Annotated in this window: 16 protein-coding genes; 4 read left to right on the top strand and 12 right to left on the bottom strand. The window is 69.7% G+C overall.

What is annotated here, in order from left to right:
* The first annotated feature begins 46 nt into the window (after positions 1-46).
* Together ABZ260_RS00425 and ABZ260_RS00420 are read left to right on the top strand one after the other, a co-directional pair.
* On the top strand, positions 47-904 hold the full coding sequence (locus ABZ260_RS00425) for an SDR family oxidoreductase (protein WP_355610793.1): 858 nt from the start codon (positions 47-49) through the stop codon (positions 902-904).
* 125 nt (positions 905-1,029) lie between these two features.
* Positions 1,030-2,037, top strand: a complete 1,008-nt coding sequence (locus ABZ260_RS00420; RefSeq protein WP_355610791.1) for a LacI family DNA-binding transcriptional regulator — start codon at positions 1,030-1,032, stop codon at positions 2,035-2,037.
* Between the two features lie 146 nt (positions 2,038-2,183).
* Here the strand turns inward: ABZ260_RS00420 and ABZ260_RS00415 are convergent, their stop codons facing one another.
* Positions 2,184-2,837 (bottom strand): NAD(P)H-binding protein, encoded by a 654-nt coding sequence (locus ABZ260_RS00415; protein WP_355610788.1) that lies wholly within the window; start codon positions 2,835-2,837, stop codon positions 2,184-2,186.
* A 108-nt stretch (positions 2,838-2,945) separates the two neighbouring features.
* On the opposite strand from ABZ260_RS00415, the gene ABZ260_RS00410 reads away from it, so the two are divergent.
* Entirely contained in the window at positions 2,946-3,308 is a 363-nt protein-coding gene (locus tag ABZ260_RS00410; protein ID WP_355610785.1) for a helix-turn-helix domain-containing protein, read from the top strand.
* Between the two features lie 10 nt (positions 3,309-3,318).
* Here the strand turns inward: ABZ260_RS00410 and ABZ260_RS00405 are convergent, their stop codons facing one another.
* Together ABZ260_RS00405 and ABZ260_RS00400 are read right to left on the bottom strand one after the other, a co-directional pair.
* Positions 3,319-4,152: a pentapeptide repeat-containing protein gene (locus ABZ260_RS00405; protein ID WP_355610782.1), complete on the bottom strand. Its 834-nt coding sequence runs from the start codon at positions 4,150-4,152 to the stop codon at positions 3,319-3,321.
* Between the two features lie 76 nt (positions 4,153-4,228).
* A complete protein-coding gene (locus tag ABZ260_RS00400) occupies positions 4,229-5,503 on the bottom strand; it encodes an MFS transporter (protein ID WP_355610779.1) in 1,275 nt (424 codons plus the stop codon).
* 66 nt (positions 5,504-5,569) lie between these two features.
* Here ABZ260_RS00400 and ABZ260_RS00395 point away from each other — a divergent pair, with 66 nt between their 5' ends.
* Positions 5,570-6,565 (top strand): winged helix-turn-helix domain-containing protein, encoded by a 996-nt coding sequence (locus ABZ260_RS00395; RefSeq protein ID WP_355610776.1) that lies wholly within the window; start codon positions 5,570-5,572, stop codon positions 6,563-6,565.
* 59 nt (positions 6,566-6,624) lie between these two features.
* Here the strand turns inward: ABZ260_RS00395 and ABZ260_RS00390 are convergent, their stop codons facing one another.
* From ABZ260_RS00390 to ABZ260_RS00350, 9 genes are all read right to left on the bottom strand, one after another.
* Positions 6,625-7,536 carry an alpha/beta hydrolase gene (locus ABZ260_RS00390; RefSeq protein ID WP_355610773.1) on the bottom strand — a complete coding sequence of 304 codons (912 nt, stop codon included), beginning with the start codon at positions 7,534-7,536 and terminating at the stop codon, positions 6,625-6,627.
* 82 nt (positions 7,537-7,618) lie between these two features.
* Complete coding sequence (locus ABZ260_RS00385) at positions 7,619-8,176, bottom strand: PadR family transcriptional regulator (protein WP_355610770.1); 558 nt, start codon at positions 8,174-8,176, stop codon at positions 7,619-7,621.
* 343 nt (positions 8,177-8,519) lie between these two features.
* Positions 8,520-9,275: a hypothetical protein gene (locus tag ABZ260_RS00380; RefSeq protein ID WP_355610767.1), complete on the bottom strand. Its 756-nt coding sequence runs from the start codon at positions 9,273-9,275 to the stop codon at positions 8,520-8,522.
* A gap of 129 nt (positions 9,276-9,404) precedes the next feature.
* Positions 9,405-10,280 (bottom strand): MOSC N-terminal beta barrel domain-containing protein, encoded by an 876-nt coding sequence (locus tag ABZ260_RS00375; RefSeq protein WP_355610764.1) that lies wholly within the window; start codon positions 10,278-10,280, stop codon positions 9,405-9,407.
* A gap of 74 nt (positions 10,281-10,354) precedes the next feature.
* Positions 10,355-11,281: a carbohydrate ABC transporter permease gene (locus tag ABZ260_RS00370; RefSeq protein WP_355610761.1), complete on the bottom strand. Its 927-nt coding sequence runs from the start codon at positions 11,279-11,281 to the stop codon at positions 10,355-10,357.
* Complete coding sequence (locus tag ABZ260_RS00365; RefSeq protein WP_350912106.1) at positions 11,278-12,165, bottom strand: sugar ABC transporter permease; 888 nt, start codon at positions 12,163-12,165, stop codon at positions 11,278-11,280. The genes ABZ260_RS00370 and ABZ260_RS00365 overlap by 4 nt, the downstream gene beginning before the upstream one ends.
* Positions 12,166-12,217: 52 nt before the next feature.
* Complete coding sequence (locus ABZ260_RS00360; RefSeq protein ID WP_355610757.1) at positions 12,218-13,510, bottom strand: ABC transporter substrate-binding protein; 1,293 nt, start codon at positions 13,508-13,510, stop codon at positions 12,218-12,220.
* Between the two features lie 396 nt (positions 13,511-13,906).
* Positions 13,907-14,683, bottom strand: coding sequence for an AMP-binding protein (locus ABZ260_RS00355; RefSeq protein ID WP_355554286.1), 777 nt, complete (start codon positions 14,681-14,683; stop codon positions 13,907-13,909).
* Positions 14,684-15,493: 810 nt separating this feature from the next.
* Positions 15,494-17,887 carry a tetratricopeptide repeat protein gene (locus ABZ260_RS00350; RefSeq protein WP_355610754.1) on the bottom strand — a complete coding sequence of 798 codons (2,394 nt, stop codon included), beginning with the start codon at positions 17,885-17,887 and terminating at the stop codon, positions 15,494-15,496.
* Between the last annotated feature and the right edge of the window lie 254 nt (positions 17,888-18,141).

Here is an 18,141-nt window from a genome sequence, read left to right as displayed (position 1 = left end):
GTTAGTACTGCTGACTGGTAACTACAGGTGACCTCCAGGAGAGATCATGACCACCTATGCCATCACCGGCGCCACCGGCCCCCTCGGCCGTCTCGTCATCGACGCGCTGCTCGCCGGGGGCGTCGCCGCCGCCGACATCGTCGCCATCGCCCGCACCCCGTCCAAGGCCGCCGACCTCGCCGCCAGGGGCGTCGTGGTGCGCGAGGGCGACTACTCCCGGCCCGAGACGCTGCCCGCCGCGCTGCGGGACGTCACCAACCTGCTGCTCATCTCGGGCAACGAGGTCGGCCGACGGGTGCCCCAGCACACGGCCGTGATCGAGGCCGCCAGGGCCGCCGGAGTCGCGCGCATCGCCTACACCAGCATCCTGCGCGCGGACAGCACCGAACTCTCCCTCGCCGCGGAGCACAAGGCCACCGAGATCGCGCTGCGCGAGTCCGGCGTCCCGTTCACCCTGCTGCGCAACGGCTGGTACACCGAGAACTACACCGGCCAGCTCGGCCAGTACCTTGAGCGCGGCGAGATCCTCGGCGCCGCCGGCGACGGGCGGATCGCCGCCGCCACCCGGGCCGACTACGCCGCCGCCGCTGCCGCCGCGCTGACCGGCGAGGGCCACGACAACGCCGTCTACGAGCTGGGCGGCACGCCGTTCACGCTGACGGAACTCGCCACGACGATCACCGAGGTGACCGGGACGAAGGTCGTGTACCGCGACGTCACGGTCCCCGAGTTGGCCGGCGTCCTCCAGTCCGCCGGTCTCGACGAGGGCACCGCCCACTTCGTCGCCGGCCTGGACGAGGCCATCGCGCATGGCGACCTCGACGCCCCCGACGACGACCTCATTCGCCTGATCGGCCGGCCCGGCACACCGCCGGCCGACGCGGTACGGGCCGCCGCCTCCTGATCCGGGCGTGGGGTCCGGACGTGGGGTCCGGACGTGGCCGGACCCCACGGGCCCGCCCGCAACGGACGACGACTCGGACGCGAGTTCACCCGATCACTGTTGACAACGTTGTCAGTACGCTGTGCATGGGCGATGATCGAGTCGTGACAGAGAGTGTGCGAGGCCGTCCCACCATGAAGGACGTCGCGGAGGCGGCCGGGGTGGCGCTGAAGACCGTCTCCCGGGTCGTCAACGAGGAGCCGGGGGTCAACCCCGCCACGGCCGCACGGGTCACGGCCGCCATCGAGCGGCTCGGCTACCGGCGCAACGAGAGCGCCCGGGTGCTGCGCCGGGGCAGGACCGCGACCATCGGCCTGGTGATCGAGGACGTGGCCGACCCCTTCTACTCGGGGCTCAGCCGCGCGGTCGAGGACGTGGCGCTCCGGCACGGCTCGCTGGTGCTCAGCGGCTCCTCGGGGGAGGACCCCCGGCGCGAGCGGGAACTGATCCTCGCCTTCTGCTCGCGCAGGGTCGACGGCCTGGTCATCGTGCCCGCCGGGACCGACCACGACTACCTGCGGCCCGAACTCGACGCGGGCATCGCCGCCGTCTTCGCCGACCGGCCGGGAGGGCTGGACGCCGACACCGTGCTCTGCGACAACGCGGGCGGCGCGCACGCGGGGGTGAGCCACCTGATCCGGCACGGTCACCGCCGCATCGCCTTCATCGGCGACAGCGCGTCCATCTTCACCGCGGGCGAGCGGCTGCACGGCTACCGCCGCGCCCTCCGCGAGGCGGGCCTGTCCTTCGACCCGTCACTGGTCGCGACCGGCCCGGCCGAGCAGGCGGGTCCCGCGTTGAACCGGATGCTCTCCAGCGACGCCCCGCCCACCGCGGTGTTCACCGGCAACGGCCGGATCACCGTGGCCGTGCTGCGTACCGGACACCGGCCGGCCCTGGTGGGCTTCGACGACTTCGAGCTGGCCGACCTGCTGGTCCCCGGCGTGACCGTGGTGGCCCAGGACCCGGTGCGACTCGGCAGGACCGCCGCCGAGCTGCTGTTCCGCCGCCTGTCGGGCGAACAGGGCACCCCCGAGCGGGTCGAGCTGCCGACCCGGCTCATTCCCCGGGGCTCGGGAGAGCTCCCCGGATGAGGCGCCACCAGAGCCGGTGGGCTCGGCGTCTCACCTGGCTGTCGGCTTCTCGGCCCTGAAGGGGACGAGCTCGCGGCACCTCGTCAACGGCCCTGCGTGACCGTCGAACCACCACCGATGACAGGATGCCCCCGTCGTTGCCGCAATCAGTAGGCCACCGCCGCCAGCATGCGGTGGTGCTTCGCCGTCTCGACCTCATCCACAAGCGCGACCGCCAGGTCGGCGTAGGAGAACGTGGCGGCGTCGTCATCGGCCGGCAGAACCTGGCCACCACCGATCCGGTACCGGCCGGTGCGTGGCGCGTCATTGTCGAGGAAGACCGGCGGCGGGGCGAGGACCAGCCAGTCGATCTCCGTGTCCGCCGCACGGAGCACGTCGAGTTCCGCCGCATGCCCGAGGGAGAACGCGCGGCCCTCCGCCGGAAAATCGGGCGCGTCATGGACAGGCACCCCGGGCGCGATCTCCAGCGTGGTGCCGATCCCGATCAGCAGCAGCCGGACCACCCCGGACCGTGCCAGGCCATCGAGCAGGGCATGGGCCGCGCCCGCGAAGAACTCCTCTGACGACATGTCGAGCCGGGCGGCGGCGCTGATCGCCGCGTCGTGCCCCGCTGCCACCGCCGCGACGCTGTCCGCGCTGGTGACATCACCGGCGGCCAGCACCACGCCGTCACCTGCCAGGTCCTGGTGCCTGGCCGGATCCCGCACTACCGCCGTGACCTGATGACCGCGGGTAACAGCCTCGGCGACCACACGTCGACCCGCACGCCCACCGGCACCGAAGACAACGATCCTGCTCATGAGACGACGCTCCGTTCGACAAGGCCGACCTGAATCGGTGGCCGATGCCCCGGACACTATTGGGCGCCCCCTTGGTTTCCGCAACGATAGTTACGTACGCTTGCCGGTGTGAGCGAGCCACTTGATCCCGACATGTTCAGCGGATGCGCACACGTCACCTCCCCGGTCCGGATCGGCGACAAATGGACAGGGAAGATCATCCGGTGTCTGGAGACGGGCCCTCGACGATTTTCCGAACTGCAGGTGCCCCTACGCGGCATCACGCCAAAGGTCCTCACCGAGTCACTGCGGGCGATGGAGCGCGACGGATTGATCACACGCACCGCCTACGCCGAGATCCCCCCACGAGTCGAGTACGAACTGGCTCCGCTTGGAACCACGCTCCTCAAGCCCATGGCCGCCTGCTGCGAATGGGCCGAGGCGCACCTGCCCGCACTGCTCGACGCCCGCGAGGCCCACCAGGGTCGTTGAACCTGGAGCGCTACCAGTGCGCGGGGCGGGTGAGCGCGGCGGGCAGCGTGGTCGCGGCGTCTCCCCTGGCCGCGTTGACCTGGGCCTGGGTGAGGAAGATGCTCCCGGTGAGGTCGGCACCGCGCAGGTCGGCGTCACGGAGGTCCACCCCGATGAGGTCGGCCGTACGCAGGTCGGCGTTTCGCAGGTCGGCCGCGATGAGGTAGGCCCCGCGCAGGTTGGCCCCGCGCAGGTTGGCGCCCTTGAGCCTGGCCCCGATGAGATCGGCTCCCCGGTGGTTCTTCTTGCGGCCGGGCACCTCGGCCCGTACCAGCTCGCTGGTGCGGAGCAGCAGGGCGTTGACGCCCTGACGGACCGTTGCCACGTCCGTTTCCACGAGCGTTTCGGCACTGCCACGGGTGAGGCGCTCGGTGTCGTCCAGCGCGTGACGGAGATCATCGTGGATGGGGCGGGCCTGCGGCAGCGCCAGTGCCTCGGTCAGGTACCAGAGCAGCTCGTGGAGCTGCCGCATGACGGGAAACACCTCGAACATCTGCCTGGCGGTGCCCGGAGCCTGCCGCCAGTCCTGCCCGCCGAAGGTGACCTGGGAGACCTGCTGCCCCGCGCCGAAGCAGTCGAAGACGGTGCAGCCGGGAAAGCCCCGCTCGCGGAGGTTCGCGTGGATGCCGCAGCGGAAGTCCGCCCGCAGGTTCACGCACGGCTTCCCCGCGTCCTTGTCGATCGCGAAATCGGCCGAGGCGGCGAAGGGCAGCGCGACACAGCACAGCCCGAAGCAGTTCGCACAGTCGGCCCGCAGACCGGGACGGTCGCCGCCCGCCAGGGGGACTTCGCGCTTCTGGGACAACGTAGGTGATCTCCTGCCGCGAGGTGGAACGTTCTGCACGAACCTCCATTCTCGCCGACCGTACGAGGAGGTCCGGTCAGGAAGGCTCCGGCCGCAGGGAGCGGTGCAGGGCGAGTGAGCAGCAGACGACCGCGGCCCCCGCCAGGACGATCGCCATGTGCGGGGAGGTCAGCTCGGCGGCCACGCCCACCAGGGCCGCGCCGAGCGCCTGGCCGGTCATCATCCCCGCCGAGGCCAGGCCGAACGCCTGGCCCCTGATCGCCTCGGGTACCGCCTCCACGAACCACCGCTGCAACCCGAGCTCGTAGGCGGTCAACGCCACCGCGGCGAGCAGCACGAGCAGCGCGGCTCCCCCGAGCCCCGGCTGCAGGGCGAACACCAGCAGCGGAAGGCCCGACGCCACCGCCATGGGAAACGCCAGCCGTTCCCTGCCGGAGGGCGAGACCAGCCGGCCGACGACGAAGCTTCCCACCGCCAGGCCCGCGGAGGCCGCGGCGAGCGCGTACCCGGCGGTGCTCCCCAGATAGGGGATCAGCATCGCCTCGCCGCCCACCGCGAACGTCACCGGCAGCCACTGCGCGAGAAGCAGGCCGCGTATCCGCCTATCCGCCAGCAGCACCCGGTTGACCCGCAGGGTCTCCCAGACGGCACCTCTGCCGCTGACCTTCTCAGTGCGCACACTCCCGTGTTCCGCCTCCCCGGCCGGGAGATCTCCATCCTCGGTACGCTCACCGGGAAGGCCGGCCTCCGCGCCCCTGACCGGAAAGTCGGGCAGGCCGAAGCGGAGCACCACGGCGGCCAGCACGGACAGCGCGGCGGTGACGGCCAGCGCCCCCGAGGGGCCGGTGGCGGCGAGGATGCCACCGCCCACGGCCAGTCCGCCGATCTGCGCTCCCGCCGACGTCACGGTCAGCACGGATCTGCCCAGCACGAACGCGTCCCCCGGCAGCAGGTCGGGCAGCAGGGCCATCCGCGCGGCCCCGAAGACCGGTGAGAACAGGCCGGTGACCAGGACCAGGGCGAGCATCGCCCAGACGGACAGCCCGGCGAAGGCGATCAGCAGGCAGGTCACCACCCGCACCAGTTCCCCCGCGATCATCAGCGCGCGCGGCCGGATCCGGTCGGCCAGCGAGAGCAGGAAGGTGGCGCCGACGGCGTAGGGCAGGAAGCCCAGCATGTACGCCGCCGCCGACAGCCCCGGCGAGCCGGTCCGCGCGTAGACCAGTGCCGACAGGGCCAGCATCTTGACCTGGTCACCGGCCACCAGAAGGGTGAAACTTCCGAACAGGACACGGAACTCACCGCTCGCGAAGACCTCCGTGTAGGTCGCGCCGCGTTCTTGTGTGGTCATGGCACGATGCTGAACGGACGCCCGGACGGTTGGCTAACCTTTCAGATATACCCGAAAGGTCGCTCAGTGGTCCATCGCATCGAGGTCACCCCGCACGACGTCATGGCCAGCAGGTTCGCCATCTCCCCGCTCATGGAGACCAAGCACACCCTCTGGATCCTGTCCGGTGTCAAGGGTGCCGGGGGGTGGCGGACGTGGGCGGAGCGAATGCGCGAGCCGTATCGGAGACTGCTACGCACGCACCCGGGACTGGCCCCGATGGTGGCTCTGTTCCGCGAGCGTTACTACAACGTCGATTTCCCCGCACCGCCGCCGACCGGGGTGAACACCCCGGTCGAGACGGAACTCGCGCTGGTGAGAGCCACCCCGCTGGCCCAGGCGCACGACGAGATCGCCAGAAACCTGGAGGGAATGCCCCGCCCCTCGGAGTCCGTCAGGGAGGTGCTGTTCTCACCGAACGTCGTGGAACTCTTCGCCGAGGCACTCGCGGCGATCTGGCAGGAGATCGTCTCCCCCGTCTGGCCGCGCTTTCACGCGATCCTGGAGCGGGACGTGATCCAGCGGGCGGGCCGGCTGGCGACCTACGGCTGGGCTGCGGCGCTCGACGACCTCAACCCGCGAATCCGGTGGCACTCCGACGGTGTCATCGAGGTGCAATCCAGTTTCCCTGACGAGACCTACCGGCTCGACGGACGCGGGATGCTCTTCGTCCCGACCGTGTTCCCCGCCGGGGTGAGCTACTACCTGGATAAGAGCTGGCCGTACGCGATCAGCTATACGGCCCGGGGCACCGGCATCCCGCCCGAGACGGCGGACGGCCTGGCCCACCTGATCGGCAGGACCAGGACCCGGCTGCTGCTGGAGCTCGCGACCCCGGCGACCACCACCCAGCTCGTCACACTGCTGGGCCTGAGTCTCGGCACCGTGGGCGGCCACCTCTCCGCCCTGCGGAACGCGGGCCTGATCACCGGCAACCGCACCGGCCGCACCGTCCTCTACCACCGCACCCCCCTGGGCGACTCCCTGGTCAGCCGCTCACCGGCCCTCGGCACTTCCTCGTGAGGCCTTTCTCCCGTACGGGTCTGTCCAGCGGCGCTGGGCGGTGGCCGTAGGCCTGCCGCCTACTCATCCGCGATCCTGCCGATGATCTCGTCGCGGTGGGCAAAGGAGGCGAAGTGGCCGCCAGGCACGAACCTTGACGTTCCCTGGGGGAGTCGGTCGGCCAGCCGCCGAGCCAGCATGATCGGGACCTTCGGGTCTTCGAGCCCGTGCCACAGGTGGACAGGCCTGCGGACGTCAACGGGATCGAACCCCCAGGGCCGCAGGTACTGCCGTAGATCGTCGGCCATGGCCGCTCCGCCCTGGTGGCAGCTTTCACGGACGTCGGCGATGAAGGCGGCCTTCGCGTTGTTGTCGGCATCGTTGAGCAACTCACGGAAGATTCGCAGGTCCGCGCCGGGAAGCCCTCGCTCGACCCGGCCGATGAGCTTGCCGGTGTCACCGCGAGCGGCGGTGGCCATCATCGCGGCAGAGGCGGAGCACAACCTTCGCAACAACCAGGGAGCACGCCGGGCCAGCCGCCAGTAGAAAGCGTCCGCACGACTGGCGGGGGCCCACCGTTCCCGCACGGCGACCGGCGGCATGCCGCCCAGGATCGTCGTACTGGTGACAAGGGCGGGATGGGTAGCGGTGAGTGCCAGGGCAGGACCCGCGCCCATGGACACGCCGATGACGGCAACGCGGTCGAGGCCGAGTTGGTCGGTGAGCGCCGAGGCATCACGGGCCCAGTCCAGGAAACCGGCTCCCGGATTCGCTGTCGACAGGCCGTAACCCGGCCGGTCAACGGCGATGAGGCGCACGCCCTGGCGGTGCAGAGTCGCGTTGGAGAAGGTCCATCCCGCTGACCATCGCGAGGAGGAGTAGCCATGGACGAACAGGCATGGCCGTCCGACAGGGTCACCGAAGACGGCATACCCCATTCGCCGGCCGTCCTGAAGGGTGATGCTCCGCTCTGCGGTGGTGCTCGCGTTCATGGGCGGTGCTCCTCGTTTTCTCGGTCGTGAGGATGGTGAAAAGGGGGTCAGGGGTGTTCGGGATGGCGCCGGGAGCGGCGCCTCAGCCTGATTCCCTCTCGTCGGCCGCGGCGTCGGCGTCCGCCGGCCAGGTCGCCACGACATCGATCGCCCATTCCGCCCAGGAGATCATCGCCTCCAGGCGCCGGATGCCGGCTTCGAGGCCGAGCAGGGACGCCCGGTCGGCGGGTCGGCTGAGATCGAGTCCCTTCCTCAGGACCCGCATGCCCCGCAATCGCGCCCGGTGGTACTCCATCTCCTCCCGGAGGAAAGCACGGGCCTCCTCCGGCTTGATGAGCCACAGCGCGAATGACCGCAGCACCGTCTCGTTGCGCTGGGAGTGGTCCGCGGAGGTAGTCGTCAACCACTCCCGCAGCGCCCGCAGTCCTTCCTCGGTGATCTCGTAGGGGCGCCGGCCCCGCGCCCCCTCGTCCTGCTCCCTGATGAGGCCGTCGGCCGCAAGCCGCCTCAATTCGGGATAGACCTGCGTGGGTTTGGCGTGCCAGACGAACTTCAACACGCCGTCGAACTCTTGGCTGATGTCATAGCCGCTACGCGGCTGCCCGGCGATGAGCGTGATCAGGGCCATCCGTAGCGACACGCGAACCACCTTCACCCGATGCGTTGAACACCCCAACGATACTAAAAAATTTTAGTGTGAGTAGTAAACGTAGCTCAGATCTCCCGGGCCACTGTCCGGTTGAAGCGGTAAGAGGGCGCACAGCTAGACGGTGTGGCCCGCCGTGAGGCTCGGCGTCTACGGGCCGACTCCTACGTGGGGATCGCCTGCGGGACCGCGATCCACTTACCGCCGGATCCGGCGAATCAAGGCCTACGCCTCGGCGCAGGACCCGGTGAAGTCCGCAGACCTCCGGCTGACGGGCGTGGAAAGCGTTCATCGCAAGTCGAGCGGCGTTGAGAGCTTCCACTCGTGGTGGAGGTGGTCACTGTCCTTGGTGGCCGGCGGCGCGTAGGCGGGTGGCGATGCCGTCCAGGCCGCAGGGGTCGGCCCAGCGGGAGGCCGGGTTGATCTCCTCCATGCCGCCGATGACCGTCAGGCCCCGGCCGAGGAGTACGCCCTGCGGGTGGGCCGAGTAGATCGGCGTTCCGGCCGGGAGGGCGGCGCGGTCCTTGATGACGGGTCCCTCTCGGGTGTCCGGATGGACGAACAGCAGGACCCGGGTGCCCCGGGGCACCCCTCGCCGGAAGTCGGCCACCGAGTTGACCGGGGTCTGGTTCTTCCATATTCCGCCCTGAAAGAACTTCACGTGGACCAGGCGAGCGGCCGGCCCCTTGAACCGCTCGGTCACCCGCACCGGCATCAGCACGTAGTGCGTGCGGTCACCGGGGATCCCCTCCTCGACGATCTGCCCCGGCAGGAAGTCCTCGACGGTGCCCGCGACGACCAGCGGGGTCTTCGCCGCGAGTTCCTCCGGGGAGTTGAGCGGGTCGTAGTCGAAGGCCGTCTGCCGGAGCAGCCTGAGGTTCAGTGCTCTGGCCGGGACCGGGGCGCAAGCGGATCGGGGCGCCGACTCCGTCGAGGCCGGGGACACCGGTGTTTTCGGTGCGGCCCCCGTCTCCGGTGCTTCCCGCGTAGGGGGTGTGGATGCCGTTGCCAAGGCGTCCGGGGTTCGAGCCGTGGTCGCGGGGGCGCCGCAAGCGGTCAGCGCGACAAGAAGCAGCAGGACGGACAGTCGCATGATCATGTCACCCTTCAGAGCTGGGTCGGATCCACGGATGTGGTGTACGGCCCCCCGTCTGCCGGGTTCAGATGCCGCACGCCGCGTCCATGGGCGTGTCCTCTGCCGGTCAGTCGTCTCGGCAACGGCCTACCGAAGTTCCGGCTCGCCCCAGGATTGGACGTTCACCTGGTCGCCCAGGGCGAGCTTGCCGGGCCGTACGACGGAGAGTTTCACGCCGAACGCGACCCCGCCCTCGGGTGCGCGGCGGTAGGTGGCCAGCGTGCGCAGCGGCTCCGGCCCCGCTCTGGTGCCGCTGTCCTGGTCGACCATCGTGACGGCGCATCGGATGGCGAGCTTGGCGTAACCGAGTTCGGTGTCGCCGACGAGCATCCGCCGGGCCCCGTCCTCCCGGTGCGGCTCCGTCCACCCGCCGATCACGATGTTGGGGCGGAACCGGGCCATGGGCAACGGGGCGCCGCCACCTTCGGTGAGTCGCCGGTCGAGCAGGGCGAGGGTGGCCTCGGAGATGAGATGCACCGGACTGCTGTCCGCGTAGCCGGACGTACCGGGTGTCCAGCCGTCGGTCACCCGGCGGTGTTCCGGCGGCACCCGCACGAGCCTGCTCGGCGTGCCCAACACCTCCGACAGCCACTCGGCCGCTGCCCGTCCCTGGTCGATCCCCTGGTACGGCGTGCCGAACAGCTCCACATCGCGCCTGGTGGAGAGCAGATCCACATCGACGGTCAGCGCGTCGAAACCCGGCAGCCGGAGCGTGAGCCGATCCCCGTCCGCGTTGATCTCGGGGTGGATGGTGGCGAGCCGTGGGTCGCGCCGCTGGCTGCGGAACACGCCGTTGTCACCGACCACCATGAAACTGCGGTCGTGCGCCAGGCCCGCCACCGTCAGCAGCGTCTCGGTCATCGAGACGCCGGCGCATCCCTTGACGGGATAGCAGACCAGTTCGGTGATAACGGCGGTCCCTCTGCCATCAGGCGACGCACCAGCCCGTGAGGCGGAGAGCATGACCTGCACGTTAGAGACCGAACGGCCTCCACACCAGAAAAAGAGGCGAAATCTAACACAAAATCGTCAAGATATCAGCCCTTCAATGCTCCGGCCATGAGGCCGCGCATGAAGAAGCGGCCGAGCAGGACGTAGATGATCATTGTGGGGATGGAGGCGAGCAGGGCCGCGGCCATCTGCTGGCTGTAGGGGACGGTCTGGGCTCCGGCGATGTTGTTGAGCATCACCGTGGTGGGCCAGCTCTGCGGGCCGGTCAGGAAGACCGCGAACAGGAAGTCGTTCCACATTGAGGTGAACTGCCAGATGATCACAACCGCGAAGGCGGGACCCGAGACGGGCAGCACCACCGACCAGTAGGTCCGCAGCATCCCCGCGCCGTCCACCCTGGACGCCTCGATCAGCTCGTCGGGGATGGTGACGTAGTAGTTGCGGAAGATCAGGGTGCAGATCGGAATGCCGTAGACCACGTGCGCCAGCAGCAGCCCGGGGATCGCTCCGTAGAAGACACCCGGCACGCCGGTGACCGCCAGGGTGACCTCGTTGAGCTTCACCAGCAGCTGCACCAGCGGGATCATGACGCCCTGGTACGGGATGAACATGCCGAACAGGAACAGCGTGAACAGCACGTCGGAGCCGGGGAAGCGCCACTTCGACAGCACGTAGCCGTTCATCGAGCCGAGCACCGCCGAGATCAGCGAGCCGGGTACGGCCAGCAGCACGCTGTTCCAGATGCCGGGCGCGAGCTTCTCCCAGGCCACCCGCCACGGCTCGACGGTCCACACCTCGGGCAGCGCCCAGGCCCGGCCGGGATCGGCCTCGGTCAGCGGCTTGAAGCTGGTGACCAGCAGCACGTAGATCGGGATCAGGAAGACGAGCAGGAAGGCGACCAGCAGCGTCAGCCGGACGCCGCGCGACAGCCGCGCCCGCCGCCTGGCCCGTCCGCCGGGGTTCCCGTCCCGTACGGGGGCGGCGGCGGGGGTGTCGGTCACGGTGGAGGTCATGAGCGCCGCTCCCTGCGGAGGGTCCAGACGAGGTAGGGGATGACGAAGACGCTGACCGCGAGCACGATGTACGACGCGATGGTGGCGCCCTTGGCCGGGTCGTGGGAGTCGAAGACCGCGACCCACATGAAGACGGCGGGCACGTCGGTGATGATCTGCTTGCCGGAGACCGCGACGATCAGGTCGAAGACCTTGAGCGAGATGTGGCCGAGGATGATCAGGGCGGAGAGGGTGACCGGGCGGAGCATCGGCAGCACGATGTGCCGGTAGACCTGCCACTCGCCGCACCCGTCGACCCGGGCCGCCTCCCGGAGGTCCTCGGGGACCCCCCGGAACCCCGCCAGGAACAACGCCATGACATATCCCGACATTTGCCATATAGCGGGGATGGCCATGGCGGCCATCCCCCAGTCGGGATCGCGGAACCACTGCCACTGCAGGAACTCCAGCCCGAGGCTGTCGAACAGCCGGTTCAACCCGACCGCCCGCTCGCCCTGACCGGAGTTCATCAGCCAGCGCCAGACCACCCCGGTCGCCACGAAGGAGATCGCCATCGGGAACAGGTAGACCGCCCGGAAGGTCCCCTCGCCCCTGATCCCCTTCTCCATCAGGAACGCCAGCAGCCAGCCGAGCAGCAGCGCCCCGAACACGAAGACCACGGTGAAGACGATGGCGTGGTTGACCGAGATGCCCCAGCGTTTCTGGTCCCAGAGGGTGAAGAAGTTCTCCAGACCGACGAAACTCCCCTCGGACACCTCGTCGTGCTTGTCGGTCATCGCCAACTGGAAGTTCCAGCCGAGCATGCCGTAGACGAAGACCGCGATCGCGATGATCGACGGTGTGACCAGCAGCAGCCCCGGCAGCCACCTGCGTACCCGTGTCACGGACACCCCTTCCGCGAGGTACGGCCCGCGCCTTCGCGGGCCGTACCGAAAATCACTGCCCGGAGTTCTTCGCGGCCTCGGCCAGCGCCTTCTGCAGCGCGGCCACGTCCTTGTCTCCGTGGAACAGGCCGACCGCCTCGTTGATCGCGACGCGCCAGGCGTCGTTCACGACCACGCCGTGCTGGATGGAACCGGCGAGCTTGTCGCCGCCCCAGTCCTTCAGCGCGTCCGCGAGGTAGTCGGTGTAGAGGGCGGTGTCGGCGTCCTTGCGGGCCGGGATGGAGCCCTTCTTCGGGTTGAAGGCGTCCTGGCCCTCCTTGCTCGCGGCCACCTTCAGCCAGGCCACCGCCCCGTCGCGGTTCGGCGCGCCCTTGGGCAGGGTGAAGCTGTCGGAGAGCCACATGAACGTGCCTCCGGTGCCCGGCGAGGGCGCCCAGTCGAAGTCGGTCTTGGAGGTCTTGCCCAGGCCGCCGTCCGGCGGGTTGTGGAAGTAGCCGTACGCCCAGTCACCCATGATGTTGAACGCGGCCTCGCCGTCGGCCACCTGCTTGGCCGCGGGCTGCCAGTCGTCGGCCGGGTCACCGGCGTAGGACAGGATCGTCTTGAAGTCGTCGAGCGCCTTGGTCATCGCCGGGCCCGACCAGTCGGAGCCCGCGGTCCAGAGCTGGTTGTAGGCGTCGGTGCCGAGCGAGCCGAGCAGCACGCTCTCCAGCAGGTGGACCATGGTCCACTCCGAGCCGATCGAGAGCGGGATCTTGCCCTTCTGCTTGACCTTCTCCAGCGCGGCGACGAAGTCGGGGATCGTCTTCGGCACCTCGGTGACGCCCGCCTCCTTCAGCACCGCCGGGTTGAACCACATCACGTTGGAGCGGTGGATGTTGACCGGCACCGAGTAGACCTGGCCCTGGACGCTGATCTGGTCGATCAGCTGCTGGGGGAAGACGTCCTTCAGCTTGAGCTCGTCGTAGAGGAAGTTGAGCGGTTCGAGCTGCCCGGCCTTGATGTAGCCCTGGAGTTCGGCGCCCGCGTGCCCCTGGAAGGTGTCCGGCGGGGTCTGGGCCTGCAGCTTGGTGGTCAGCAGGGCCCGCGCCTTGTCCCCGGACCCGCCCGCCACGGCCGCGTCGAAGAACTCAAGCCCGGCGTTCTGCTTCTCGAAGATCTCCTTCATGGCCTTCAGGCCGTCGGCCTCGCCGGGTCCCGTCCACCAGGAGAAGACCTCGACCTTCTTCTTCGCGTCGGCCTGCGGGCTCTGCGTGGCACCGTCACCGCCGCCGTCACCACAGGCGGTCAGGGCGAGCAGGCCCGCCACGGTGACCGCGACGGCTGCCATCCACTGTCGTCGCACAGCTCTCCGTCCCTTCGGGGTTTGGGGTGCACAAAACCCCCGAAAATATGACAACGTTGTCAGTACGGCAATCAAGCCACTCCGCACCAAGCGCCGTCAAGGTCGCGCGGATAACAGCTCAATATCCCGGGATATGAGCACCAGATGACACCCTCCGGTGACAGCGGACCGGTCGGACACACGCCCACGCGAAACCACAGCGCACCGCATAGGTGGAGAAGTGCGAAATAACACCTAGGAGGAAACAAAGCGGTCATATTGGGCACCGGGGTGGAGGACAACCGTGACCGGCTCCCCCGGATTCGGCTGCTCGTACGCCATGTTCGTGGACGCAACCCGGTCTTGGCGCTCGATGCCGCCGTGGGAAGAGGAGCTCGTAGGGATCCGTGGGCGGGCTCAGACGCGCTGGACCGCACCGTCGGAGAGCGCGACGACGGTGACGCCGAAGTCATGGATGGTCGCCGCCAGGTCCTCGGACGAGAGGCCCGGGGCCACGACGACCAGGGAGCCGCGCATCAACGCCAGCCCGATCAGAGTGGTCAGGGCCAGGCTGCACCTCAGTGGCCAGGTCACCAGGAGGACGTCGGACTTCCCCAGCTCGGCGCCCCTGTCGAGCAGGCTCATCCTCGTGATCAGGTCCTGGTGGGTGAGCACCCCTCCGTCCTCGATCAGCAGGGCGGGCTGCACCGCGGGGTCGAGGAAGGGCAGCGGGACGGGCTCCAGGAGCAGCAGGTCGGCGAAGTCGACGGTGTCGCGGGCCTGGCCGAACGCGATCACCTGCCGGACCCGCGAGTCCTCCACGGCCCGCAACGAGGCGTCCGCCAGGCGCGGAGTGGTGATGAGCAGCCGCGCCTCCCACTCGGCCAGCAGATCGGCCATCTCCGCGCACCCCGAGGTGATCGGCGCCGCCACCCCTCCGGCCGCGATGACCGTGTGCACCGCCAACGTCTGGGCCACCGCGCTGTCCACGTGGATTCCGGCCACCTGACGCCGCCGTGCCCCCCGCCGCACCAGGCCCGAGGCTCCTCGGGTCACCTCCGCGGCCAGCCTGCGGTAGCCGTACACCATTCCGGCGCCGAGGTCGATCAGGGCCGGCCGATCACCTCGCCCGTGCGCGTAGCCGAACACCGCCTCGGTGAGTGTGCAGCTGGTGGACGGCGAGGTGGGTCTCATTCCGATGAGGGTAGGGTCGCCTGTCCACAGGGGCATCGACAGATGTATGTAGATGACTGTGTATTCGGCCCCGTGACGTCCTTCCATGTCTTGAAAGCCGGGGATTCCAGCACCCGACCTGCCGGTCGGGTCCGCCGGTTCGCCTGCCCGGGCAATCCCGAAGCCTCCCCGCGCGAACACGGGCGCGCCCCGCCGCGTTCGGATGAACATGCCTCACCTGGTCATCGCGGAACACCCCGACCCCACCGAGGCACACCCGCACACCAAGCGAAAAACGAGCAGTGCTTCCCCCTCCCCGAAGAACGGGGCATCCGCCCCAGATGTCCAGTGATCCCCCCGCGCCGCAGTCCCCCGAATCAGGCCCCGAAAGCAGCGCCCCGAGCAGTCCCCCACTACGGAAGGCGGGCTCGAGCCCTGCGCGACTCGAGCCCGCTGCCGCGTGCGGCCCTTGGCTCCGGCCCCCACCCCTCCGAGGGGACCTCGCCGTCTACCGGGACACGCGACGACCGCGACGTGCTCGACCGAGACGCCCGGGATGGTGTGGACCCGCCGTTCCGGACCGGAACTGTGGCCGGCACGGTGCGGAAGGCTGGACGTCATCGGTCGAACACCAGGAAAACGTACGGCGGGCGGCGGCCCCGGAACATACTCCGGACTAGGTATCCCGAGATGTATCTTCACGCCCGCACATGTGTAGCCCGGAGTGTGTAGAGCCCGAGCGGCCGACCCGGTGACCGCGGATTCTCGCCGGCTCCGGGCCGGCCACCCCGCGGCCGAGCCCACGACCGGTGACCGCTCCCGGCCCGCGGGTCAGGAACGATTCTGCTCGACGACCCAGGTGGCGACCTGCGTGCGTGAGGAGAAGCCGAGCTTGGCCAGGATGTTGGCGACGTGCCTGGCCGCGGTGGCGGGGCTGATCACCAGCTCGTCGGCGATGGCCCTGTTGCTCATTCCCCTGGCGATCAGTTCGGCGATCTCCGCCTCCCTGCAGGTGAGCGTGGTCAGCGGGGCGATGACCGGAGGCCTGCCGAGCAGCACCGGCGTCTCGCACGGCTCGTCGAGCTGAAGTGCGTAGCGGACCGCCTGCTCCTGGGACATCTCCTGGCCGTGCGCCCACAGCTGGGCGACCAGCGCGTCACCGAGGCGTACCCGGGCGGGCTGGAGCAGCTCCTCCATCCGTGCCCCGAACCCGGGCGGCAGCACGGCGCCGCTCATCGCGCTCCTGATCGCGGCGGAGGCGCCGGCCAGGCGGACCGCCCTGCGGTCGTCCTCCTCGGCGAGGGCGAGCTGGGCGAGCGTCTCGATCCGGCGGGCCACGCCGAGCCGCTGGCCGGTCCCGGTGCAGAGCCGCAGGCTCTCGATCAGCCTGGCCCGCGCGGTGACGAGGTCTCCCTGGGCCAGGGCGATCCGGCCAAGACCTGACAGGCAGGTGATGGACTGCCAGTGGGCGGTGATGTCCTGGAGCATGTCGAGGGCGCGCTCGTAGTGGGCACGGGCCTCCGCCAGGTCGCCGCGGAGCCAGGCGACCTGGGCCAGACCGATGAGGGCCACCGGCGCGGCCCAGTGATTGTCCAGCTCGTGGGCGATGGCCAGCGCGGCCTCGAAGGAGCGCTGCGACTCCTTCGCCCTGCCCTCCGACAGTGCGAAAGTGCCCTCCATGGAGCGGATGACCGTCTCGTGCCACGGGTCGTCGACGGTGTGCACGGCCTCCAGCGCCTCGTCCAGCAGGGACCTGGCCCGCTCCGGGCGGCGCTGGTAGATCGCCACCCAGGCGAGGATGGCCAGCGCGCCGCTGAGCGGCCCGGGCAGGCCCGTCTCGCGGCACAGCTCGACCGCCGCGGTGCAGGCGCTCTGCGCGGTGTCCGGGTCGCCCTGCCCGAAGGCCACCTGCCCGCGCAGCGCGAGGGCGTCGCCGCGCACGTACGGCGCCAGTTCCTCGGGGGCGGTGTCGAGCAGGCGGTCCAGCCACTTGTCGGTCGGGGTGAACCTCCCCCCGGCGATGATCGGCCAGCGGAGCAGCACCAGGAGGCGGAGCGCGCTCTCCGGGTCGCTCGCGGCCTCGACCGACCAGCGCACCGCCGCCCAGACGTTGGCCTGGAGCTCGTCCAGCATGACCAGCATCGGGCAGATCTCGGCCCAGGTGGGCCGGGGCCGCCGGACTATCGTCTGGTGGATCCGGGCGGCGAGCTCGATCATGTGGTCGCGGTGCAGCCGCCGGAACTCGGGTTCCTCGCCGGAGGCTTCGAGCTGCTCCGCGGCGTACTCGCGGATCGTCTCCAGCATGCGGTAGCGCGTCTCACCCGCGACCTCGGCGTCGGCCAGGACCAGCGACTTGTCGACCAGGTCGCAGAGCACCCCCAGAACGTCCTCGGCCCACAGGGCGTTGCCCGCGCAGACCTGCTCGGCCATGTCGAGCGTCCAGCCGCCGGTGAAGACCGCCAGCCGCCGTAGCAGGATCCGCTCGGGCTCGTTGAGCAACTGGTAGCTCCAGTCGACCGTCGCCCTGAGCGTCCGCTGCCTGGCCGGGGCCGTTCTGTCGCCCGCCGACAGCAGCCGGAACCGGTCCCGGATCCTGGCGTTGATCTGCTCCACGGTCAGCACCCTGCACAGGGCGGCGGCGAGTTCGATGGCGAGCGGCATCCCGTCGAGCGCCTCGCAGAGCCCGGCGATGTCCGCCGCGTTCTGCTCGGTCATGGCGAAGCCCCGCGAGGCGGCGGTGGCGCGGTCGACGAAGAGTCGCACCGCCTCGCTGGCGCCGACGTCGTGGCCCTCGCTCCTGGGCAGGCTGAGCGGCGGCACCCGCCACACGGTCTCCCCTGCCACCCGCAGGGGCTCGCGGCTGGTCGTGAGCACGCGTACGTCCGGGCAGACGGTGAGCACGGCGCGGCAGAACCTGGCGGACTCCTCGATGAGCGACTCGCAGTTGTCCATGACCAGCAGCAGCCGCCGTTCGCCGAGCGCGTCGATCAGGGTGTCGGCCAGCGCGCGGGACGGCTCGGCCTTGACCCCGAGCACGGCGGCCACCCGGGGCTCGATCAGGTCGCCCGGCACCGCGTCGGCCAGCTCGACCAGCCAGACACCGCCGGGGAACTCCTCCGCCAGCTGGGTCGCGACCCGGATCGCCAGCCTGCTCTTGCCGATGCCGCCCGCCCCGCAGAGGGTCACCACCCGGGCGACGCCCAGTAGGTCTGCGAGTTCTTCCACGTCGGCTTCACGCCCCACGAAGCCGTTGGGTTCGAGAGGCAGGTTGCCTCCGGTGAGGGAAGCGTGTGCGGTTTCCTGGGTCATCGGCTCTTAAAGAGGTCGCGGGTAGAACCGTCACAGAAAGTGTGACATCAATTACCGAACCATGCCCAGTCTTAGACCATTTCCGGCCCACAGATCATCCCGTCCCGGCATGTTCCGCCTCCCCGCCACCCGGCCGCGACCGCTCGCACCGTCTCGGAGCGGCGATCCGT

It is taken from the genome of Streptosporangium sp. NPDC006013 (assembly GCF_040614275.1).
GTDB lineage: Bacteria > Actinomycetota > Actinomycetes > Streptosporangiales > Streptosporangiaceae > Streptosporangium.
Note: the sequence above shows the minus strand (reverse complement) of the source record. Positions and strands in the feature narration are given on the sequence as shown.